The organism is Pseudomonas sp. URIL14HWK12:I5 (genome assembly GCF_900176445.1).
Lineage (GTDB): Bacteria > Pseudomonadota > Gammaproteobacteria > Pseudomonadales > Pseudomonadaceae > Aquipseudomonas > Aquipseudomonas monteilii.
The window spans coordinates 207,166-229,347 of record NZ_FWXQ01000006.1 but is presented as its reverse complement, the minus strand read 5'-3'; the positions used below and the strand labels follow the sequence as shown (position 1 = coordinate 229,347).

The 22,182-nt window shown below is 63.2% G+C and carries 19 protein-coding genes; 4 read left to right on the top strand and 15 right to left on the bottom strand.

Annotation, left to right across the window (positions count from 1 at the left end; translation table 11 throughout):
* Nucleotide 1: 1 nt before the first annotated feature.
* The 3 genes from tssE to tssB are packed head-to-tail and all read right to left on the bottom strand — an operon-like array spanning nucleotide 2 to nucleotide 2,420.
* Nucleotides 2-412: a type VI secretion system baseplate subunit TssE gene (gene tssE, locus B9A31_RS15855; protein ID WP_019097030.1), complete on the bottom strand. Its 411-nt coding sequence runs from the start codon at nucleotides 410-412 to the stop codon at nucleotides 2-4.
* A complete protein-coding gene (tssC, locus tag B9A31_RS15850; RefSeq protein WP_027609047.1) occupies nucleotides 409-1,899 on the bottom strand; it encodes a type VI secretion system contractile sheath large subunit in 1,491 nt (496 codons plus the stop codon). The genes tssE and tssC overlap by 4 nt, the downstream gene beginning before the upstream one ends.
* Before the next feature lie 17 nt (nucleotides 1,900-1,916).
* Nucleotides 1,917-2,420 (bottom strand): type VI secretion system contractile sheath small subunit, encoded by a 504-nt coding sequence (gene tssB, locus B9A31_RS15845; protein WP_084297134.1) that lies wholly within the window; start codon nucleotides 2,418-2,420, stop codon nucleotides 1,917-1,919.
* Between the two features lie 325 nt (nucleotides 2,421-2,745).
* Here tssB and vasI point away from each other — a divergent pair, with 325 nt between their 5' ends.
* The 3 genes from vasI to tssM are packed head-to-tail and all read left to right on the top strand — an operon-like array spanning nucleotide 2,746 to nucleotide 8,470.
* Nucleotides 2,746-3,396: a type VI secretion system-associated protein VasI gene (gene vasI, locus B9A31_RS15840; RefSeq protein WP_027609046.1), complete on the top strand. Its 651-nt coding sequence runs from the start codon at nucleotides 2,746-2,748 to the stop codon at nucleotides 3,394-3,396.
* A complete protein-coding gene (gene tssA, locus B9A31_RS15835; protein ID WP_019097034.1) occupies nucleotides 3,384-4,847 on the top strand; it encodes a type VI secretion system protein TssA in 1,464 nt (487 codons plus the stop codon). The genes vasI and tssA overlap by 13 nt, the downstream gene beginning before the upstream one ends.
* Nucleotides 4,844-8,470 carry a type VI secretion system membrane subunit TssM gene (tssM, locus tag B9A31_RS15830; protein ID WP_028614267.1) on the top strand — a complete coding sequence of 1,209 codons (3,627 nt, stop codon included), beginning with the start codon at nucleotides 4,844-4,846 and terminating at the stop codon, nucleotides 8,468-8,470. The genes tssA and tssM overlap by 4 nt, the downstream gene beginning before the upstream one ends.
* 18 nt (nucleotides 8,471-8,488) lie before the next feature.
* Here the strand turns inward: tssM and B9A31_RS15825 are convergent, their stop codons facing one another.
* From B9A31_RS15825 to B9A31_RS15810, 4 genes are read right to left on the bottom strand one after another with little or no spacing between them, the layout of a single operon-like run.
* Nucleotides 8,489-10,171 carry an FAD-dependent oxidoreductase gene (locus tag B9A31_RS15825; RefSeq protein WP_027615148.1) on the bottom strand — a complete coding sequence of 561 codons (1,683 nt, stop codon included), beginning with the start codon at nucleotides 10,169-10,171 and terminating at the stop codon, nucleotides 8,489-8,491.
* A gap of 39 nt (nucleotides 10,172-10,210) precedes the next feature.
* Nucleotides 10,211-10,531: an NIPSNAP family protein gene (locus tag B9A31_RS15820; protein ID WP_025753224.1), complete on the bottom strand. Its 321-nt coding sequence runs from the start codon at nucleotides 10,529-10,531 to the stop codon at nucleotides 10,211-10,213.
* Nucleotides 10,516-12,249 (bottom strand): FAD-dependent oxidoreductase, encoded by a 1,734-nt coding sequence (locus tag B9A31_RS15815; protein ID WP_025753222.1) that lies wholly within the window; start codon nucleotides 12,247-12,249, stop codon nucleotides 10,516-10,518. Before B9A31_RS15815 ends, B9A31_RS15820 begins: the two co-directional genes overlap by 16 nt.
* A gap of 4 nt (nucleotides 12,250-12,253) precedes the next feature.
* Nucleotides 12,254-13,063 carry a shikimate dehydrogenase family protein gene (locus B9A31_RS15810; RefSeq protein ID WP_084297133.1) on the bottom strand — a complete coding sequence of 270 codons (810 nt, stop codon included), beginning with the start codon at nucleotides 13,061-13,063 and terminating at the stop codon, nucleotides 12,254-12,256.
* A gap of 154 nt (nucleotides 13,064-13,217) precedes the next feature.
* On the opposite strand from B9A31_RS15810, the gene B9A31_RS15805 reads away from it, so the two are divergent.
* The gene (locus B9A31_RS15805) at nucleotides 13,218-13,988 is read left to right on the top strand and encodes an IclR family transcriptional regulator (protein WP_019099334.1); all 771 of its coding nucleotides are present in this window, start codon (nucleotides 13,218-13,220) and stop codon (nucleotides 13,986-13,988) included.
* A 112-nt stretch (nucleotides 13,989-14,100) separates the two neighbouring features.
* Here the strand turns inward: B9A31_RS15805 and B9A31_RS15800 are convergent, their stop codons facing one another.
* From B9A31_RS15800 to B9A31_RS15765, 8 genes are all read right to left on the bottom strand, one after another.
* Nucleotides 14,101-15,345: an OprD family porin gene (locus B9A31_RS15800; RefSeq protein WP_019099335.1), complete on the bottom strand. Its 1,245-nt coding sequence runs from the start codon at nucleotides 15,343-15,345 to the stop codon at nucleotides 14,101-14,103.
* A 195-nt stretch (nucleotides 15,346-15,540) separates the two neighbouring features.
* Nucleotides 15,541-16,584: a polyamine ABC transporter substrate-binding protein gene (locus tag B9A31_RS15795; RefSeq protein WP_019099336.1), complete on the bottom strand. Its 1,044-nt coding sequence runs from the start codon at nucleotides 16,582-16,584 to the stop codon at nucleotides 15,541-15,543.
* Nucleotides 16,581-17,717: an NAD(P)/FAD-dependent oxidoreductase gene (locus B9A31_RS15790; RefSeq protein ID WP_019099337.1), complete on the bottom strand. Its 1,137-nt coding sequence runs from the start codon at nucleotides 17,715-17,717 to the stop codon at nucleotides 16,581-16,583. Before B9A31_RS15790 ends, B9A31_RS15795 begins: the two co-directional genes overlap by 4 nt.
* Entirely contained in the window at nucleotides 17,714-19,072 is a 1,359-nt protein-coding gene (locus tag B9A31_RS15785) for an FAD/NAD(P)-dependent oxidoreductase (protein ID WP_019099338.1), read from the bottom strand. The genes B9A31_RS15790 and B9A31_RS15785 overlap by 4 nt, the downstream gene beginning before the upstream one ends.
* On the bottom strand, nucleotides 19,069-19,359 hold the full coding sequence (locus tag B9A31_RS15780) for a (2Fe-2S)-binding protein (RefSeq protein ID WP_016714352.1): 291 nt from the start codon (nucleotides 19,357-19,359) through the stop codon (nucleotides 19,069-19,071). The genes B9A31_RS15785 and B9A31_RS15780 overlap by 4 nt, the downstream gene beginning before the upstream one ends.
* Nucleotides 19,360-19,373: 14 nt before the next feature.
* Complete coding sequence (locus B9A31_RS15775; RefSeq protein WP_016714351.1) at nucleotides 19,374-20,168, bottom strand: ABC transporter permease; 795 nt, start codon at nucleotides 20,166-20,168, stop codon at nucleotides 19,374-19,376.
* Nucleotides 20,169-20,172: 4 nt separating this feature from the next.
* Nucleotides 20,173-21,042 carry an ABC transporter permease gene (locus tag B9A31_RS15770; RefSeq protein ID WP_019099339.1) on the bottom strand — a complete coding sequence of 290 codons (870 nt, stop codon included), beginning with the start codon at nucleotides 21,040-21,042 and terminating at the stop codon, nucleotides 20,173-20,175.
* Nucleotides 21,039-22,058, bottom strand: coding sequence for an ABC transporter ATP-binding protein (locus tag B9A31_RS15765; RefSeq protein WP_019099340.1), 1,020 nt, complete (start codon nucleotides 22,056-22,058; stop codon nucleotides 21,039-21,041). The genes B9A31_RS15770 and B9A31_RS15765 overlap by 4 nt, the downstream gene beginning before the upstream one ends.
* Nucleotides 22,059-22,182 lie beyond the last annotated feature (124 nt).

The following is a 22,182-nucleotide window of genomic DNA, read 5'->3' as shown; positions in this document are numbered from 1 at the left end:
GTCACCTCACTCGGGTGTAGCGGTTGTGCCCGTTGACCAGCAGCTCGAGTTGCAGCTGCTCTGCGTGGTTGTTGACCTGCACCTGGCAATCGAGCCTGAAATGCAGCTCCAGCGGGGCATGGCTATCGGGCACTACCTTGAGCGTGCGTATCTGGATACGTGGTTCGAAGCGCTGGAGGGTGCGGCGAATATCCGCGCTCACGTGTACGAGCAAGTCGCCGCGGTTCACGTCATGCCAGTTGAAGTCACGCAAGCCCAGCTCAGGACTGCTCTGAGAGCACCCCTGGCGGGCGTTGAGCAGCGTTTCGAGGTGGCGTTTGATGGTGGCGAACGTGTGCGCAGCGCTTTCCTGTCGAGTGGCCTGCGGACGGGTACTCTGATCCACCGTCAAGCGTTCAAAAAAACCACTCATTGCGTATCGAGCCGCCCGACCAGAGAGATCTCGAAGTTCGCGCCCATGTACTTGAAGTGCGGACGCACGGCGATCGAAACCTGATACCAGCCTGGGTCACCGGCAACATCCGAGACTTCAATACGGGCGGCACGTAGCGGCCGGCGGCTGCGAACGTCGGCAGAGGGGTTTTCCTGGTCGGCGACATACTGCTTGATCCACTTGTTCAGCTCGGACTCAAGGTCTCGGCGTTCCTTCCAGCTGCCGATCTGTTCGCGCTGCAGCACTTTGATGTAGTGTGCCAGGCGGTTGACGATGAACAGATAGGGCAGCTGGGTCCCCAGCTTGTAGTTGGTCTGTGCCTGCAGCCCCTCGGGGGTTTTCGGGAAGTTCTTGGGTTTTTGCACCGAGTTGGCTGAGAAGAACGCTGCATTGTCGCTGTCTTTGCGCATGGTCAGGGCGATGAAGCCCTCTTCGGCGAGCTCGAACTCCTTGCGATCGGAAATCAGCACTTCGGTAGGAATCTTGGCCTGCAATTGCCCCAGTGACTCGTACAGGTGGACTGGCAAGTCTTCGACCGCACCACCCGATTGCGGGCCGATGATGTTCGGGCACCAGCGGTAGCGGGCGAAGCTGTCGTTGATGCAACTGGCCAGCAGGAAGGCGGAATTGCCCCACAGGTAGTGGTCATGCCGCCCGGCGATGTCTTCGTTGTAGTTGAAGCTCTCGATTGGCTTTTCTTGCGGATGGTAGGCGGAGCGCAGCATGAAGCGTGGTCCGGTCAGCGCGACATGACGTGCGTCTTCGCTTTCGCGAAAAGCGCGCCACTTGGCATGACGTGGGCCGGCGAAGAGGTCTTTTATTTCCTTGAGGTTGGGCAACTCTTCAAAGCTGCTCAAGTTGAAGAACTCGGGGGAAGGTGCGGCCAGGAAGGGCGCGTGGGACATGGCACCTACGGAGGCCATGTAACTCAACAGTTTGATGTCCGCGGAGGCAGGGCCAAAGTTGTAGTTGCCTACCATGGCCGCAACAGGCTCTCCCCCGAACTGGCCGTACCCGGCGGTGTAAACATGTTTGTAGAGGCCGCTGCAGGTAATGTCTGCGGCATTTTCGAAGTCGTCGAGCAAGTCCTCTTTGCTGATGTGCAAAATTTCGAGCTTGATGTTCTCCCTGAAGTTCGTGCGGTCGACCAGAAGTTTCAGGCTTCGCCATGAGGATTCAAGCCGCTGAAACTCGGGTTGATGCAAAATGGCATCCATCTGTTTGCCGAGAACCCGGTCAACCTCAGCAATCATCTGGTCGACCCGGTGCTTGTTGATCAATTGATCCGGGTCATTGCTCTTGAGGATTTCGGCGATGAAGGCAGATACGCCCTGCCTGGCAACCTGATAGCCCTCCTGAGTAGGTACCAGTTTGGTTTCTGCCATGATCTGGTCGAGCAAGGTGCCATTGCCCAATGTCTCGATGGTTGCGTCTGTGGTGAGGGTGGTGGTGTTTGGATTAGGCATGGGGACGCTCCATTGTCTCAGTCTTTTTCTGGCGCTTCAGGTACCAGGTCCAGTTCTTGTGCGAGCTGTTTACGGGCTTGCTCGTTGTTCAGCAGGTGTTGCAATTGCTTGCGGAAGGCCGGGACGTTGCCAAGCGGGCCTTTCAGGGCGACCAGCGCCTCGCGCAGTTCCAGCAGCTTGTTCAGCTCGGGTACCTGCCGCGCGATATGGTCCGGCCCGAAATCGTTGATGGACCTGAACTGCAGATGGACCGCCAGCTCGGCATCCGGGGCTGCACTGAGCACGGAAGGCACAGATACCGCCAGGCTCACGTTGGCGTCGTTCAACACGCTGTTGAACGTGTGTTTGTCGACTCGCATCACCTGGCGGTCCTCGAGCGCGCGGTCTTCGTCCAGGCCGAAGTCGCCCAGTACCAGCATTTTGTGGGGCAGCTCCACCTCAGCCTGCTCATCGCTCGTAGCGGGGACGTATTTGATATTGACGCGTTCTTTAGGCGCGACAGAACCCGTATTCCTAGACATTGGTACGTAACTCCCTGTTGGTTTGTAGGATGTTTAATTATGGGGCATGTTTAATGTGCTGTTTCTCTTGTAGGAAGTTTCTTACATATGTTTATCTGGCGGGGTGAGTTGCCTTGTTCCTATAAAACCATGCAGGGTGAAGTGCTCTTTGGTCGAGCGTGAAGATGTAAGTAAATATTTGTTTGTGTTCAGTCGTCGCTGTGTATTAGTCTCCGTCCGGTTTTGTTTTGGCTGGCTATTTTTTGGCGCGTGAGCCTATATGTGTTTATAGGAAAATGGGTGCGGTCATATAGGCGTTTGTACTGTTTTTGGAGAGTGAATCAGGATGATTAACCGTTCTGTATATGGCGCCGGTCTTTCGTTGCTGTTTTGTTTGCAGCCGGTACTGGCAGGCCCCACGCGGGACTGTTCACGGATTGTGTCGAACGTCGAGCGACTGGCCTGTTTCGACCAGGCTGCGAACACGCCGGCATTCACGGCAGAACGGCAGTGGTCTGCACCAGAGCAGCAGGCCCCGAGCGTGTTGCGCGTGATGGCGAATGAAGCAGCGCGGGCGCCAGATGACCTGACGTTTCACATCGGTAGCCGAACCGATGACGGTGCCGGCGTTTCAGCGCTCGTGATATCAGCGCCTGCCATCGCATCGGGTAACGAACCTGCTTACCTGGCAATCAGTTGCATCCAGGCCATCTCCCGGTTGCAACTGATTGCCAAACGCCCCATCGAGGCAAGCTGGGTCAAGGTACGGCTGACAGGGCAGGGCTGGTCTACCCGTGAAACGCCCTGGCAGGTCATGGAGAACGGGCAGGTAATCGATGCCGGCCGGGGCTTGCCAGCGATCGAGCAGATCAGGAAGCTGATTGGCGCTCATCGCATCGAAGTTGTGAGTGAGCACAGCGAGCTCGACGGGTTGATCTTCGATGCACAAGGGCTGAGCCCGTTGATCAGCCAGGCGCGAAACACATGCCGGTGGTAGCGCAGGTGTCAGGGGGCAAGCTCACGCGACTGCTGGCGCCGATCGATCCGGCAGTACCGGCTGGCCTGTTCGATGTCGAGGACGAAACCTACCAGGCGATCGACCAGGAGATGGTCAAGCTGGGCGGGCTGCAGGAGGCGATGATCGACTGGGTGTACATCGAAGAGGCGTCCTGTCAGTACCTGAGCCGGCAATGCAAGCACCTGCGAATCGTCGCGCACTTGAGTGCCGCCTGGTTACGCAGCCGCTGCTGGGAGCGTTGGGGAGATACCTTGGCGTTGCTGGCCGGCATGATCGAGTGCTATTGGGAACCCGCCCACCCCAAGCCAGGGCCGAAAGGCTTCCTGACCAAGCGCAGGCTGGTCGGGCTGGTGATCAACCGCTTGACCGAGGCGCTGCCGCGTCTCGACCGTTTCACTTATACCCCTGCCCATGCCGCAGCAGCGCAGGCGGCGTTGAAACACCTGCAACAACAGCACGCGGCACAGCTGGAGGCTGCTGTTCTCGACGGGCTGGAGCGCCTGCTGTGCAAACACTCTGAACGTGTCAGCGGTGCCGGCGAGGCTGCCGTGCCCAAGGCGCCCGCTGTAAACGTGAAGCCTACGCCGCTGGCCGATGTCATCGCCGCGCCCATGCCGCGTGTGTCGATGGGCAGTGAACGTGAGACACGACGGGCCATACTGGCCATGGCCGAACTCATCAACCAGCAGGATCCTTACGACCCAACCGGCTACCAGTTACGGCGTTTCGGTTTGTGGGCACACATTCAGGCGGCGCCTCCGGCCAGGCAAGGCACCCGCACGGAATTGATGGCGGTGCCACTGGATATAACGCGGGTTTATGAAGAGGCCATTGCCAGCACAGCGATTGACCCGGCCTTGCTTCAGCGCATCGAAAAGAGCGTGGCGGCGTGCCCCTACTGGATTCGTGGCAGCTTTCTGGCTGCAACTGTCGCCACGCGGCTGGCGATGAGCGATGTGGCTGAGGCCATCCGTTGCGCGACCGCCCGGTTTGTACAGCGCATGCCGGCACTTCAGCAGCTGTGCTTCAGCGACGGATTGGTATTTGTCGATGACCAATGCCTGGCGTGGCTCAAGGGCGCGCAAGGGCCTTCTGGCCAAGCGGCCCCGCCTCACGCGTTTGGTGGCCTGCACGAGGAACTGGCCGGCCAGCTGGACAGCGGCGGCGTAGAGCCCGTGCTGCTGAGGCTGCAAGCACTGCAAGCGGACCTGGGTACCCCTCGGGACCGCTGCCATACCACCATGATCGCAGCCGACTTGCTGGCCGCACGGGGCGTGTCATGGCTGGCCCAGGACTTGTGCGCCGGCGTTGCCCGTACGATGCAGCAAACCACCGCCAGTGCGTGGGAGCCAGAGGTATTCCAGCGGCTTCAGCAGTACGCAGCCCCTCCAACGCAGGCTGATCAACACAAGGACCAGGAGCCTCGATGAATCATATATGGAAGCAATTCAAAGGTTGGGGCTTGCCGTGGGTAACGCGCATTGGCCTGGCGCTGCCGGTGTTACTTGGGTTGGCGGCAACGCTGCTGCTGGTCGCCATCTGGTGGCTCGGCCCGCAATGGACGTGGCGTGAGCAACAGCCACTGGCCAGTGTGGCGCACCGCAGCGTGGCAAGCCTGGTACTCATGCTCGTGCCGCTAATAGGCTGGCTGGTGGTGCTGCGTAGACGCTTTCGTCGATTGCAAGCGGAGCGCCGGCAGGCACAGGCTGCCGAACGGGATCGCGCGCTGCCGTTGGTGCAGGCGCAAGAGAAGGCGCTGAGCCAAGGGCTTGACCGGTACCTTGACAATGCCGGTGGGCCACGTGCCTTGTACCGGCTGCCCTGGTACCTGGTGATGGGTGATGAACAGGCCGGTAAAACCAGCTTCATCGACTGCACCGATCAGCGTTTTACCCTGACGCGTATCGATCAGGTCCAGGCACAAGGGCGGCAGACTGAAGCGCTGGCCTATCCGGTGGGCTGGTGGGTCAGCGACGATGCCGTGCTCATCGACCCACCCGGTGCGTTCATCCGTCAGCAGCCAGCGGCAGGCTCGACAGCCGACGCCCCCACCGAGCCGGAGCCCTCCTTCGTGCCGGGGGCCCAGGCCAGGTTGTGGGACCACCTGTTGGGCTGGCTACTGCGAAATCGCAGCCAGCGAGCGCTTAACGGCGTGGTGCTGGTCGTCGACTTGCCGGAACTGCTGCATGGCACGCCTGAGCAGCGCGTTGCGCTGGCCCACAGGTTGCGCACCCGCCTGTACGAAGTGAGCAGCCACCTGGGATCGCGCTTGCCGCTCTACGTGGTACTGAGCAAATTCGATTTGCTGGACGGCTTCGATCAGTTCTACGGCAAGCTTTCGGCCGCCAGGCGCGAAAACCTGTTGGGGTTTACCTTCAAACTGGATGCGGTTGACGCGTTCGACGTCTGGCTGGATGAGTATGACGAGCACTACGGTCGGTTTCTCGGCACGTTGCAGGAGCAGCTCATCGATCAACTGGATGTACTGGTGAAGGCTCCACCCTGTGGGCGCCTGTTTTCGCTGTATGGGCAGCTGGTCGGGTTGCGCCCCATACTGCTGGCATTTCTGCGCGAAACCCTGGTGAGTGATCGTTACTCCACGCCCGCCCTGGTACGCGGTGTGTATTGGTCGTCTGTGATGCAGCAAGGCGACATGCGCAATGCCTTTGTCCGTGAAGCCGCACAACCCTACAAGACGAAACTTCCGTTGCGTGAAGGCAAGGCACAAGGCAAGGCATTGGCCTTCTTCATTCAGCAAGCCTTCAGGCGGGTCATCTATCAGGAGGCCGGCCTGGCGGGCGACAACGTTCGGGTGGCGCGCAGCAAGCGTCAACTGCTGTGGGTCAGCTCGGGCGTGGGCATCCTTGCGTTCAGCATCGCCTTGGCGAGTTGGCAACGCTATTTCGATATCAATGGGTCCAAGGCCGCCAGCGTGCTCGCCAAAAGCCAGGAGTACAGCCATCACCAGGTCGATCAGCGCCTAGACCCGACCGGGCGCAACCTGTTGGCGCCACTGGACCAGATCCGCGATGCGGTGGCGGTGTTTGGCGACTATCGCGTGGCATGGCCAGGGGTTGCCGATCTTGGCCTTTATCAAGGGCGCAACATTGGCCCCACGGTTGACGAAGCGTACCTCAGCTTGTTGTCCAGGCGTTTTTTGCCGGCCTTGGCCAGCGGTGTGATCGATGCCATGAACGCAGCACCGCCGGGCAGCGAGCAACAAATGGCGGCGCTCAGGGTTTACCGGATGATCGAGGACCGCCACAGTCGCCGGCCTGAATGGGTGGAAGACTGGATGGCGCGCCAATGGCAAAAGGCGTTCCCTGGTCAGGGGCAGTTGCAGCGAGACCTCATGCACCATTTGGAATACGCCCTTGCCTACGCTGACACCGATTTGCCGCAGTACCGTGAGCGCGTCAGCGAAGTGCAGCAGGCATTGCGTAAATTGCCTCTACCACAGCGGGTTTATGAGGGGCTGAAGCAACAGGCTCACGAGCAATTGCACACCGGCCTGAACCTGCGTCACCAGGTAGGCCCTGCATTCGATGTCGTGTATCAGCCTTCGTTCGGGGCCAGGCAAGGGGAGGAGGATGTGCAACTGCCCCCCATGCTCACAGCCAAAGGCTTCAGGGAGTACTTTGAACCGCACAGCCAGCGGTTCGCTGAAATGGCGATGGTCGATCAGTGGGCGCTCGGGGAGCGCGCCCAGCTCGATTATTCGAGCGTTGATCGAGAGGCGCTGACCGAACGGCTGCACAACCTTTACAGCGCCGATTACGTCGACAGCTGGCGTCGCGCCTTGAACGCCTTCACCGTGGCAGACTTCCGTGATCTGAACCATGGTGTCACCGTTCTGGAGCAGTTGACTGGCCCGGCAGCACCGTTGCAGCGGCTGCTGTATACGGTCAGGGATAACACGTCGCTTGCGTCACCCACAGTTGTCGAGGCACCGGGCGAGGTGGGTTCGTTGCGGCCACAAACAGGCAACCCCGAGCAACAGCAAGCACAGGCCATCCAGCGGGCTTTTGCAGGCCTGGGCGCCATGTTGCTGGTGACAGGAGACAAACCGAGCTACTACGACGAAACCCTGGGTGCCGTATCGGCTGTGCTGGACTATGCCAAGGCCGTACAGGACAGCCCGGACCGCGGCAAGGCTGCGCTGCAAGCCGTGCATCAGCGCTTCTCGATGACCGGGCAGGACCCGATTGGCACCCTGCAACGTGTTGCCACAGGTTTGCCGGAACCGATCAACCACCAGGTCAGAAAGCTTGCCGACCAGACAGCCAAAGTGCTGAACGTTGAAGCACTGCGCGAACTGGAGCGACGTTGGGATGCTGAGGTGTACAGCTTCTTCCAGCAACGTCTGGCAGGCCGCTACCCCTTTGTGGTGAGGGCACCTGATGCTTCACTGGATGACTTCGAAGCATTCTTTGGGCCCAAAGGGCGTTTGAAGCAGTTTGATGATCAGTATCTCAAGGTCTTCCTCAAGGACAACCTTGAGGCGTTGCAATCTGGCCAGCACGGGCATTCCCTGATTCGCCCCGACGTGATCGAGCAGCTCGAGCTGGCCGAACGTATTCGCGAAACCTTCTTCGATCAGCGCGGCAAGTTGAGTGTGCAGTTCAGTGTCGAACCGTTGGGGCTCAGTGCGAATCAGCGTACCAGCCTGCTGGACCTGGATGGCCAGTTGATCTCCTACACCCATGGGCCTACCCAGATCACCGGTATCGTCTGGCCCAATACCATGGGGCAGCAGGTACGCAGCAACCTGACTTTACTCAGGCAGAACGGCAATAGCAGCAGCCTCGAATACCGTGGCCCATGGTCGATGTTCCGCTTGCTCAGCCGCGGCTCGCTCAATGGGCGAACGGCGACCAGCGTGGACCTGAGCTTCAGGACAGGCGACGGTGTAATGCGCTATCGGTTGAATGCTGAAAAGGCCTTCAACCCCATTACCCAGCAACCGTTCAAAGGTTTCCGCTTGCCACGCGGGTTAATGCAACAGCCAACCAAGGTTGCTCAAACCGGGCAACCGCATGAACAGCCTTTATGACGCCATGTCTCGCTGAGGTCATGCCGAGCCCAAGCCGCTCAACGCCCTACCGGCCAGATACCCAAAGGTCATCCCCGGACCAAGGGTAATGCCGCCGCTGGGGTAGTGCCCACCCATCACGCTGTGCATGTCGTTGCCCACCGCAAACAGCCCGGGTATCGGCTGCCCTGCGCGGTCCAGCACACGGGCCGAGGCGTCGGTGCCCAGGCCGGCGAAGGTGCCCAGGCTGCCCGGCAGTAGCTTCACGGCGTGAAACGGCCCATGCAGCAAGGGCCGCAGCGACGGGTTGGGGGCTTGCAACGGTTCGCCCTGAGCCCGGTTGTAGGCCGATGCGCCACGCTGGAATACGGGGTCCTCACCTTGGGCTGCATGCCGGTTGAAGTCGTGCACCGTGCGCTGCAGCTGCGCGGCATCGATCCCGCAGCGCTGCGCCAGTTCCGCCAGGCTGGCGCTACTGTGCAAGTAGCCACGGCGTTGATAGAAGCGGGTTGAGAACGGAAAGGGCTTGGCCCAGCCAATGCCATAGCGGCGTTGTGCTGCGTGGTCGCAGATCAGCCAGGCTTCAGGTGTTTCGCCGTGCGGTGTTGCGGCGAACAGTGCGTTCATGAAGTCATGGTAGCAATCGGCTTCGTTTACGAAGCGTCGGCCATCGCGACGTACCGCGATGAAGCCAGGTTTGGCGCGGTCCATCAGGTGCGGGAAATGGCCGAAACTGCCATCGCCGCATGGCACCTTCGATACAGGCGCCCAGGCGCCAGCCTGGGCCAGTGCCGTACTGACCAGGCCACCGGCTTGTTCACCCAACCGCAGGCCGTCGCCGCTGTTTTCCCTGGGTGCAGCGGAGTAGTGCTGGTCACCCTGCGGCGCATGCGGCATCAGTTGCGCGATGCGCTGGCGATCATGCGGGAAGCCACCGCAGGCCAACACCACACCACGGCGTGCCTGGATGACCTGGCCGTCGGCAAACAGTGCGCCACTGACTCGGCCTTCGCCCAGCAGGTGGCAGGCCGGTTTGTCGGTCAGCAATGTCACATCAAGGTCGAGGGCGCTGCGTAGCAGGCGCGCCATCAGCGCATTGCCATTGACCAACTGCTGGCCGCGACGATGCAGCAGCAGGTCTCGCCCATGGCGCAGCAGGCGCTTGCTGACATGCAGCGCCGCCTTGGCCGAGCGCGTGGCGTTGAAGAAGGCGGCCATGTCTGTGCCACCGGCAATGCCCATGCCGGCCAGGCTGACGATGTCCAGCGGTGGGCGTAATGTGTGCAGCCAAGGCCCGAGCTGGCGCCCGTCGTAGGGCAGGGCACACAGTGAGCGCCCGCCGTGTGCACTGCCATCGCCTTCACGCATGTCGGGCATGCGGCTGCCGCTCTGGAACTGTACCGCCGTGTGCTGCTGGAAAAACGCCACCATTTCCGGGCCATGGCGCAGGAACGCACGTTGACGCGGGTCCAGTTCGTGGGTGTGGGTTTGCGCACGCAGGTAGCGCTCTGGGGCATCGTCGGCTTCGACGATGCCTTCGGCGATGGCCAGCGGGTTACGCGGTATCCACAACCAGCCCCCCGACCAGGCGCTGGTGCCGCCCAGCTGGCGGGCTTTTTCCGCAACGATCACATGCAGGCCGTGATGCGCGGCGGTTACGGCGGCAGCCAGGCCCGAAGCGCCGGAGCCAATGACGAGTACGTCACATTCGAGGGGGTGCATGAAGGGGTCCGCTCAGGCGTTGGTAGAGGGTGGCGCGCTTTACTGCAGCGGCGAAAAACCGGTGGGCCGCAGCAGCCGCGATTGCAGGCGCACAACGGCCCCGAGCTCGCGGTTAAGCCGCGAAAACGCTGCCCAGCGCGGGTCCGCTGCCATGGCTGTGCGCCGTGCGATGCGATCGTCGAGGCTGGCATAGCCCCAGATGTGCACCACCTGGTTGACGTCGCCGAACTCGCTGGTGAAAAAGCCGACCAGGTTACCCAGGTGTTCGCTTTGAACGTCCAGCGCATGGCTTTGGTACAGGGCTAGCCAGTCGGCCATTTTCAGTGGGTCGAGGGTGTAGGTTCTCAGTTCGTAGTACATGCCGGGGTCTCCGTGTGGGTGGCCGGCGCCTGCAGGCGCGCGGTGATGTGGTTGGCAGCGAGCCAGCCGAAGGTGAGGGCAGGGCCCAGGGTGATGCCGGGGCCGGGGTAGGTGCCCTTCATCAGTGAGTTCATGTCGTTGCCGACCGCATACAGCCCGGCAATTGGCTGGCCGCTACGGTCAAGCACGTTGGCGTCGGCGTTGGTCACCAGGCCACGGGCCGACCCGAGGTCGCCGGTGTGAATGCGGATGGCGTAGAACGGCCCGTTGCTCAACGGCGCCAGGCAGGGGTTGGGCGTGTGTTGCGGGTCGCCCATGTAGCGGTTGTAGCTGTTGCCGCCTTTGCCGAACGCACGGTCGATGCCATTGCGGGCATCCGTGTTGAACTGCTCGAGGGTTTGCGCGAACATTTTGGGCTCTACGCCAATGGCCTGGGCCAGGGCTTGCGGTGTCGCGGCCCGGTACAGGTAGCCGGCGTCGATCAACGCCTGGTTGTTCACAGGCTTCGGCCGCGCCAGGCCGAGCCCATAGCGGTTCATCGCCTCGGCATCGCACACCAGCCAGCAGCTGGCAATGCCGTTGGCGAACATGGTCTGCACGAAGTGGTGGTAGGAGTCGGACTCGTTGACGAAGCGCCGCCCGGTCGGGTCTACCGCAATCACGCCAGGCTTGGCGCGGTCGGTGACCAGGTGCGGGAAGCGCTCCCGCTGGCCACCGGGATGGCGCCGTTCGGAAACCGGCGCCCAGAAGAAGTTGGCCGCCAGGCCTTCGCCCTCGGCGGCCGACACCGCCTGACCAAGGCGCAGGGCGGCACCGTCGTTGAAGGGGGGCGACATGGTCAGGTGCGGCGCCTCTTGGGCGGGGCGGTAGCTGGCGGCCAGTGCGCCTGCAGCGAACCCGCCCATGGCGCACACCACACCGCCACGTGCCATTACCCGCTGACGCCGGCCCTCGTGCAGTACAACCACGCCGGTCACCACGCCGTGCTCGACAATCAGCTCTTCGGCTTCGCTGCGCAACCACAGTTGCGTGCCATGGGCGAAGGCACTGGTGGCCAGGCGGGCGATCAATGCGTTGCCGGTGGTAAGCCGAGTGCCACGCGGGTGCTTTAGGCGGTCCCGCGCGTAGCGCACTATCAGTTTCAGGCAATGCCACAGCGAGCCGGGCGAGCGGCGAATACTGAGAAAATGCTGGATATCCACGCGGTTGACCATCATGCCGCCGAACAGCAGCATGCCGGGCGGTGGCATCTGCAGGTCCTTGAAGCGCGGGCCAAGGTGCTTGCCGTCGTACTCGACCATTTCCAGTGCCCGGCCGAACTGCGTGGCGCCGGGTGCATCCGGGTAATAATCGGGTGAGTGCGGGCGTAAGGCATAGCGCAGTTCGGTGTGGCGCTCCAGCCAACGCAGTGCCTGGTGCCCATGCTCGATGAAGGCGTCGCCCAGCATGGGGTCGTAGCCATCACCGATGACGTGTTTGAGGTAGGTGCGCATGGCCTCGGGGGAGTCCTTGGCACCCGCGTCCCGGGCCTGATCGGTGCCGTACAGCCATACCGCACCGCCGGAAATCGCCGAGGTGCCGCCAAAGCGTTCGGCCTTTTCCACGACCAGCACCTTCAGCCCGCGGCAGGCCGCCGTGGCCGCCGCAGCCAAGCCGCCGGCACCACTGCCCAGTACCACCAGGTCAACGCTGTGTTGTGTGTGTTCAAGGGTCGCCATGGCTTCAGATCTCCAGCGGCGTCACGCCCATGAAGGCGCCAAGGTGGCCGAGTTGGGCGTAGGCCATTTCCGGGCCCGTCTGGATCGGGCAGCCGACTTGCCGTGCGCGGTTCAGCAGTGGGGTGATTTCGGGCGAAGTGACCACGTCGGCCACCAAGGTGTCGGGTTGCAGGGTAGCCAGCAGGGCGGCGGGCAGTGGCAGCTCTGCGCTTGTGCCCATGCCGACCGGGGAGGCGTTGGCCACCAGGTCGAAGTCTTCCAGCCCACTGAACTGTGTGCTGACCGTAAGCCCGGGGAAGGCATTGCCGAGCAGTTCGCACACCGCCCCCATGCGCGTTGTGCTGGGGTCGCTGAGGGTAATGTTGGCAATGCCTGCCTCGCCCAGCGCATAGGCGATGGCACTGCCAACACCGCCGCAACCGATCACCAATGCCCGCTTGCCCGTCGCTTTGAAGCCATGTTTGCGCGCAGCGCCCAGGAAGCCGGCGCCGTCGAGGTTGTCGCCCAGCAGGCGCCCGTCGCGCTCGCGGCGTATCACATTGACCGACCCCAGTGCCGCCGCACGTTCGCTCAGGCTATCCAGGCGGTTGGCCAGGGCCTGCTTGTACGGCACGGTGACCACGCAGCCGCGCAGGTTTTGCCAGCCGCGCAGGGTGCCGGCAAAGCTGTCCAGCGCCGCCTGGTGCAGGTCGATGGGCAGCATGGCGAGGTTGCAGTTGTTGTGGGTGAACCAGGTGTTGAAGTTTTCCGGGGACTTCACCTGGGCGATGGGCGAACCGACGATGGCGACCAGTTCAGTGGAACCACGAATCATGCTGACCTCCTTATTGGCGTTGTTATGACGGCAAGCGTGAAGCAGCGGGGTGCGGGCAACAATGCGCTAATCGGTGGTTTAGTGCGATAATCGCAATCATGTTCCGGTTATCGCGGTAATCGGCTGTTTTTTCTCCCCACTTGCGAGTGAAGGCATGAACACCCCCGCCATTCATCCCCGTGACCTGATTGCCGGCTTGCAGAAAGGCCTGGCCCTGATGCAGCTGTTCAGCGCCGAGCAGCCACGCCTGAGCGTGCCGCAGGCAGCCAGGCTGTCTGGCCTTACGCCCAGCGCCACCCGGCGCTTTTTACTGACTTTGGTGCATGAGGGCTTTGCCGAAACCGACAGCCGCGAGTACTGGCTGACGCCCAAGGCGTTGCGCCTTGGCCAGGCGTATGTCGACTCGGCGCAACTGCCGCGCATGCTGCGGCCGATCGTCGAGCAGGTGGCGCGGCAGACCCAGGAGCATGTATCAGTGGGCACCCGCGATGGCGACGAGATCATCCACCTGGTGCGCAGCCGCTACAGCCATGTGGCGTCGTTGTCGATCAGGCCTGGTTCGCGGGTGCCGATGTATTGCACGGCGGGGGGACGGATATGGCTGGCTTGGCTGGATGAAAGCGAGCGGGATGACTACTTTGCACGCAACCCGCTGCGGGCACTGACGCCTTACACACAGACTGACCGTGGGCTGCTGGAGGCGGAGTTGCTGCGGGTGAAAACGCAGGGCTTCTGTATTGTCGACCAGGAATATGAGATGGGTATGCGTGTGTTGGGGGTACCGCTGCTGGATCGGGCCGGGCAGTTGAAAGCAACGCTCACCATCACGACCCATGCTTCGCGCCTGAGCGTGGATGAAATTAGGTTGCGGTATGTGCCGACACTGTATGAGGCGCAGGCGTTGTTGCAGCCAGTGATGGCTTGAGGCGGCATGGCTGGGGAATTGCGTAGCCATCTTCGCGGGCAAGCCCGCTCCCACAGGTATCGTGCAGAGTGCCGGGCTTGCGCAATCCCTTAGGAGCGGGCAGTACATACCCTTAGAAAATATTGAGCGGGTACTCGGTAATTACCCGCACTTCATCAATCTGGCCACCACGCTCCGAGCTACGGTAGCTGGCCTGCCGCACCCGGAACGACAAGTCCTTGGCTACGCCGGCCTGCACCACATAGCGTACTTCAACGTCACGCTCCCAGGCCTTGCCATCCAGGTCGCCGCCGGTGCCGCTCTTGAAGTCGGTGCCTTTCACATAGCGGGTCATGAAGCTCAGCCCTGGTACGCCATAAGCGGCCATGTTCAGGTCGTATCGGGCCTGCCAGGACTTTTCGTTCTCGTAGTCGAAGTCCGAGTACTGCACCGAGTTGGCAAAGTTGTAGACCGCGTTGCCGTCTGGCCCGTACACGTAGTCGCCGGTGCCGGACACCTTCTGGTAGGCCAGGGTGAAGGCATGAGCGCCCAGCGTCCAGGTCCCCCCCAGGCTCCAGATGCGGTTGTCCAGGTCGCCACTGCGGGCCTGGCCGATGCTTTGCGTGTCGTAGGCGTTGAAGTCGAACTTAAGCGACTGGCCGGAACCCAGCGGCAACAGGTAGCGGGTGTTCACGTAGTACTTGCGAAAGTGCTCGGCAGTTTTGGCGTAGTACAGGCTGCTGGAGAGCCGCTCATTGAACGTGTACACCCCGCCCAGGTAGTCCACGGCGGTCATGCGCCCGCTGTCGCGGGATGACTGGTTGCGGTTGGTCAGGCCGGTGAAGTGCCCCGCGTCCAACTGCAGATTGCGGATTTCCTTGCTGGTGAGCGAGAAGCCGTCGACGGTTTCCGGCAGCAGGCGGCTGTCGGAGGTGGCCAGCACAGGCACTGCCATGACCTGCGTGCCGTATTTGAGCACGGTGTTGGACGCGCGCATTTTCAGCACTGCCCCGGCTTTGCTCATGTCTTGCTTGGCGCCATGGTTGTCCTGCTCCAGCAAGCCCGTACCGCCCCCCGTGCGGCCGTCACCCGTGTCGAGCCTGAAGGCGTACTGGCCGATCAGGTCGATGCCAAAGCCGACGGTGCCTTGGGTGAAGCCGGACTGAAAGGTACCGATAAAGCCCTGGGCCCATTCCTCGCCGTAGTTTTGCCGTGCGCCGCTGGCGCGGTTGTCACGCTGCATGTACATGTTGCGTGCCTTGACAGACAGCTTGCTGCCTTCGATGAAACCCGCCGATTCGGACTGCTCGCTGGCCTGCAGCAAGGGGCTGGCAGACGCCAGCAACAGGGCGGTGACGCCGAGTGTGTTGATGCTCATTTCATGCTCCGTTTGCTTGTTCTAGTTAGGTGGCAGCGTGATGCAAGGGGTGCCTGAGCCGTTTTGCAGGCGTGCAGAAGCCCTGTCCGCGCCTGTGCAGGGCAGAGCATTCTTACGTTTACAGATGGCTCAAGCGGGTGGTGCGCCCGCGGGCCGGCATCCGAGGTACCGGCCAGCGGGCCAGGTGGCGTCGGCCTATCGCTCGATCTGGCGATTCCAGCGGGCGTTCCATTCCGGACGTTGGGTATTGACCTGGTCCCAATCGATGGTAACGGCCGTTTGCAGGTAGGTCTGCATGGCCTCGACCTGACCACGGGTCTTGTCGCTGGTCGGGGTGTTGGGGTTGGACGGGATCTGGTCACCTAGCTCCAGAGCCGGAGCCTGCGCTTCGGGGCTCAGCAGGAATTCGGCGAGCTTTTGCGCAAGCTCCGGCTGGTCGTTGTTGGCGGTGACGCATTCGGCCTGGTTGAGCACCACGGCGCCTTCCTTGGGCGCTGCGTACTCCACCGGGATGCCTTTGAGCTTCAGTGCCGTCACTTGGGTGGGGGTGAGCGGGAACAGCGCGGCTTCGTCGGTTTGCACCATTTCCGAGAGCTTGGCCGAGTTGGGGATGTACTCCAGCACGTTCGGGCCAACGTTCTGCTTCCAGGCAGCGAAGCCCGGGTTGACGTCGGTATCGGTGCCGCCGTGCAGGCGGTTGTACATCAGAAAACCGTGCAGGCCGAAGGTGGACGAGGCCATCGACTGGAACACTACCTTGTCTTTGAAGCGCGGGTCGGCCAGGTCATTCCACGAGGTGGGTGCGGCCCAGCCCTTTTCCTTGAACAGGCGGCTGTTGTAGGCCAGCCCGGTTACCCCCAGGCTGACGGCGGCGGCCTTGTCCTTGATCAGGGCTTTTTCCGGCAGCTGGGCCAGGGTTGGGTTGGGCTTGAGCGTGCTGCACAGCCCCATGCCAATGGCGCGGTACATGATGCCGTCATCCAGCACCATCACATGGATCGACGGCTTGTTCGGCGTAGCCTGGACCTTGGCCAGGATGTCGGCCGACGTACCGGGCACGATCACCACCTTTACATCGTTGGCCTTCTCGAACCGGGGCAGGATGTTGTCGCTGAACAGCCGTTCCATGGTGCCACCGTTCATGCCCAGGTACAGCGTGGGTTGGGCCATGGCGGGCAGGCAGGCGAACAGGCCGGGCACGGTGCAGAACAGGGCGAGCAAACGTTGCTTGTGCGTCATGACAGGTTTTCCTTGTGGTGGTGGTTGGGCTGAAAACGGTGGATGGAGAAGGCCGCGAGGCTGATGGCGGGTGTGCCCTGCAGGATGCATTGCGCCAGTGCTTCACCCGCCGCCGGGCCAATCTGGAAACCCGCGCCGGCAAAGCCGAAGCCGTGCAGCAGGCCGGGTCGGTGCAGGCTGGGGCCAAGCACCGGTTCGTCGTCGGGCAGGTAGCCTTCGGTGCCGCTCCAGGTGCGGATGGCCTGGGCACCGGCCAGGGCCGGGTACAGCTCAGTGGCGTTGCGCAATATGTCGAGCACGGCGGCCTGGCCCGGGCGTGCGGTGGTCGGGGTCAGGGCAAAGCCGCGCCCGCCGCCGAGCACGCAGTTGCCACGCGCTACCTGGCGGGCGTAGATACCGCCGCCTTCGACCCCGGTGCTGGCGGTCATGAACAGCGGCAGCGGCTCGGTGACCAGCATGGCCGGGTGGGCGGCGGTGAGTGGCACCGGTTCGCCGAACTGTTCGGCCAGCTGCGCCGACCAGGCGCCGGCGCAGTTCAACAGCCAGGGTGCCTTGAAGCACTGGCCGGTGCTGGTGTGTACGCTGAAGCGCTGGCCGTCGTGGTCCACATCAAGCACGTTGCACTGCTCGTGCACCTCGGCACCGCTGTGCCGGGCTGCCTGGGCGAACGCCGGCGATACAAGGCGAGGGTTGGCGTGGCCATCCTCGGGGCAATACGAGGCACCGACGGCGATGTCGCCCACCCAGGGAAAGCGTTGGCGCAGCTCGCGGCGTTCCAGCAGTTGCAGGCGCAGGTCAAAGGCCTGGGTACGGCGTGCATAGGCCTTCAGGGCATCGAAATCGGTTTCGCTGCGGGCCAGCTTCAGGTGGCCGCTGCGGGCGTACTCGCCGTCGATGCCGATCCATTCGCGCAGCTGCCCCCAAATGGCATGGGCGCGCATCGACAACGGCAGCTGGGCCAGCGAGCGTCCCTGACGGCGCACGCCGCCGTAGTTCACCCCGCTGGAATGCGAACCGCAGAAGTCGCGTTCCAGCAGCGCCACCTGCTGGCCAGCACGGGCCAGGGTCAAGGCAGCGCTGCTGCCGACGATGCCGGCACCCACGATGATGGCGTCCACTTCAAGCAGCCTCATGGCTTTATCTCCAGACCAAAGGGCAGCGGCTTGACCGGTGCCTGGCCGCGCAAGCGCCCGACCTGATCAAGGGGCCGACCGCTTTCGCAGGCAATCAGCTCGGCGGCAGCGGCGCCGCACACACGGCCTTGGCAGCGGCCCATGCCGACCCGGCACATGGCCTTGACCCGGTTGATTTCCCAGTGCCCGGCGCGCACGGTTGCGCGGATTTCCCCGGCGCTGACCTGCTCGCAACGGCACACGGTCAGCAGGTCGGAGGCTTGGCTGGCCCATTGTTCGGGGAACGGGAAGGCTTGCTCCAGGCCCTGACGAAAGCGCTGCAACGTGGCCAAGCGCTTTTCCAGCTGTCGCTGGCGTTGCGGGTTGCCAGGCTTGCCGAGATCGTCCAGCAGCGTCAGGGCTGCCAGTTCACCGGTCATTTCCGCACCATCGGCACCCAGGATGCCGGCACCGTCGCCCGCCAGGTACACGCCGGGGCTGCTGGCGCGGCCCTGGGGGTCACGTACCGGTAGCCAAGCGCGGTTGAGGGTGTTCCAGGCAAACTCGCAGCCCAGCAGGTCGGCCAGCTGGGTTTCGCTGCGCAGGGCGTGGGCGAAGGCCACGGCGTCGCAGGGCAGCTGATGCTGCTGACCGTTGAGTGACCAGCGAACGCCGCTGGCGCGTTGTTCGCCGTCAATGCCGAGCAGGGTTACTCCCTGGTGCACCGGTATGCCTTTGCGGGCAAGCCAGGCGCGGTAGTAAAGGCCTTTGGCAAAGGTGCCCGGCTGCAGCAGCAGGCGTGGCAGGGCACGTACCTGGGCGCTGAACGGCGAGGTGTCGAGCACTGCGCTGACCGTGGCGCCGGCCTTGGCGTACTGATAGGCCACCAGGTACAACAGCGGCCCACTGCCTGCCAGCACCACCCGCTCGCCGATGGCGCAGCCCTGGAACTTCAGGGCAATCTGTGCGGCGCCCAGGGTATAGACCCCAGGCAAGGTCCAGCCGGGGATCGGCAACACGCGGTCGGTGGCGCCGGTGGCGACAATCACCCGGTCGAACGCCAGGCGGTCGGCCAACTCGCCCTGTTGCAAGGTGTCCAGCACCTGCTGCTCGGCGTTCCACACCAAGGTATCCGGGCGGTAGTCGAGTTGCCCGCGCAGTTGCTCAAGGGTGGTATGCACGGCTTGTGCCTTGCCAGCCTCGAAACCGTACAACGCCTTGGCCGACCGGCGAAAGTTGGCTGGCTGCTGGCGGTAGATCTGCCCACCGCCGCGGCTGGCTTCGTCCAACAGCACCGGGCGAACGCCGTGGGCCACCAGGGTTTGCGCGGCGCGGATGCCGGCGGGGCCGGCACCGATGATCACGATTGCAGTCATGGCCGGCGCCCCGGATCGCGGGTGATGCACTGGCCGGCTTCCAGAAAGGTCGAGCAGGCGCGCACCCGGCGCCCATCCTGCAGGCGTACCCAACAGTCCTGGCAGGCACCCATCAGGCAGAAACCGGCGCGCGGCTCGGCGCTGAAATCGCTGCCGCGCAGGTGCGTGGCATTGGTCAGGATAGCGGTCAGCAGGGTGTCGCCGTTCATGCCCTGGGCTGGCTGGCCGTCGAGCAAAAAGGGCAGCGGCTCGCGGTCGTGCTCGGCCACGCGCTTGAACAGGGGCATAGGGGCATTCCTTGTCATTGCTTGCCCACCAGGACGCGGTCCAGGCCGTAAACCCGGTCCAGGGCGACCATGGTCAGGGCGGTGACGGCGATCACCAGTGCCGAAACGGCGGCCATCATCGGGTCGATCGATTCGGTGGCGTACACGTACATGCGCACGGGCAGAGTCTGCGTGGCGGGTGAGGTGACGAAGATCGACAGCGTGACTTCGTCGAAGCTGTTGATGAACGCCAGCAGCCAGCCACCGGCCACCCCCGGCAAGATCATCGGCAGGGTCACTTTGCAGAACAGCGTGACGCGGCCTGCGCCCAGGCTCTGTGCGGCCTGCTCGGCGCTGCGGTCGATGCCAATGGCGGCAGCCAGCACCAGGCGCAGCACGTAGGGTGTAATGACCACCACATGGGCAAACACCAGCCAGGCGAAGCTGCCATTGACCCCAAGCAAGGCGAACAGCCGCAGCAGGGCTACACCCAGCACCAGGTGCGGGATGATGATGGGTGACAGCAGCAGCCCGTTGACAAAGCCCTGGCCCGGGAAGCTGTAGCGGGTCAGCGCCAGGCCAGCGGGTACGGCGATCAGGGTGGCCAGCGAGGCCGCCAGGGCGGCGAGTTTCAGGCTGTTGTAGAACGCGTCAAGGAAGTCGGCGCGCTCGAACACGGCGCTGAACCAGCGCAGCGAGAAGCCGGCGGTGGGCAGGCTCAGGGTGTTTTCCGGGGTGAATGCCACCAGGCACACCACCACCAGCGGGGCGAGCATGAACAGCATCACCAGGGCGTGAAAAGACAGGGCCAGCGGGCCGTTACGGGTCATGGGTTCAAACTCCAAGTGCGCGTTTGTAGCGGCGTTCCACCAGCCGGTTCCAGCTGAGCATCACCAGCAGGTTGATCAGCAGCAGGGCGACCGCGATGGTGGCGCCCATCGGCCAGTTCAGTTCGGCCAGGTACTGGTCGTAAATCATGGTGGCGACCATCTTCAGTCGGCGCCCGCCCAGCAGCCCGGGGATGGCGAACGAGCTGGCCGCCAGGCCGAACACGATCAGCGTGCCCGACAGCACGCCCGGCATGATCTGTGGCAGCACGATGCGGCGGAACACCGTCCACTGGCTGGCGCCCAGCGACAGTGCAGCCTGTTCGGCGGCCGGGTCGAGCTTCTGCAACGAGGTCCATACCGGGATGATCATGAACGGCAGCATCACGTGGACCAGGCCGATGATCACCGCGAACGGGGTGTACAACAGCTTTACCGGCTGCCCACCGAGGGCGCTGATGCCTTGGTTGATCAGGCCGTCAGAGCCCAGCAGCAGGCTCCAGCCGAAGGCGCGCACCACCACCGAAATCAGCAGCGGGGTCAGCACCAGGATCAGAAAGATCGAGCGCCACGGCGCGCCCATGCGGCTAAGCACCATGGCCTCGGGGATGCCGATCAGCACGCACAGCAAGGTGACCAGGGCGCTGATCCAGAAGGTGCGGAAGAAAATCTCGTAGTAATAGGTGTCGGTCACCAGGCTCAGGTAATGGCTGAGGGTGTACTGGCCGGCCTGGATGCCGCTGGTGTAGTCGAACGCGTTGAACGACAGCAGCACGGTCAGCCCCAGCGGCATCACCAGCAAGGCCAGGAACAACAGCAGGGCCGGGCTGCTCAGGCCGTAGCCCCAGGCATTGTTGCGCAGTTTTGCCGTACTCATGCCGCCACCTCGGCCGCATTCAGCACCCGCAGCAGGGCATCGTTCCAGTCCAGGCCAACCGGCGCACCTTCGTCCAGCGGCGCGCTGCCATCGTTGGCGCGGACCACGGCCAGGTTGCCCAGGGCAGTATCAACGCGGTACAGCCACTGGCTGCCGAGGAAGTAGCGGCAGCTGATGCGCCCTGCCAGTTTGCCGCTGCCCGCCGGGCCGAGGCTGATCTTTTCCGGGCGCAGGCTGAGGGTGAGCGGCCCCTGGGGCGCTGCCTGCGGTTGGCCGCCGGGGCCGGTGACACCACGCAGGCGGTTGGCCTTGCCGACAAAGTCGGAAATGAACGGTGTGCCCGGGTGTTCGTAGAGACGGTAAGGGTCATCGACCTGGGTGATGCGCCCGGCTTCCATCACCACCACCCGGTCGCTGATCGACAAGGCTTCGGCCTGGTCGTGGGTGACCATCAACGTGGTAATGCCGACTTCATTCTGGATACGGCAGATCTCGAACTGCATTTCTTCACGCAGGTGTGCGTCCAGGTTGGACAGCGGCTCGTCCAGCAGCAGCACGGGCGGTTCGATCACCAGCGCGCGTGCCAGTGCCACGCGCTGGCGCTGGCCGCCGGACAATTCCCGTGGGTAGCGGTCGGCATGCTTGTCCAGGCGCACCAGCGCCAGCGCCTGGTCCACGCGGCGGGCGATGTCGGCATTGCCTACCTTGCGCATGCGCAGGCCAAAGGCAACGTTGTCGCGCACGGTCATGTGCGGGAACAGCGCGTAGCTCTGGAACACCACGCCCAGGCCGCGGCTGGCTGGTTTGGCGTGGGTGATGTCGCGGCCATCGAGCACGATGCGGCCACTGGTGACCTCGACGAAGCCGGCAATCATCTGCAGGGTGGTGGTCTTGCCGCAGCCGGAAGGGCCGAGCAGGGAGACAAACTCGCCTTTTTCGATGGCCAGTGACGAACTGGCCACGGCCTCCGTGGCGCCATAGCGCTTGCAGAGTTTGTCGATCAACAGAAAGGTCATGGCTGTGCTCCATCGCAAACGGAACCGGGATGAACCGGCAGTTTCAGGGTGGGCAGAGCGCCAGCGGCGAAAAGCAATGCTTTTACGGACGTTGGCGCTCGCTTCTGTGGCGGCGGCCGATGTT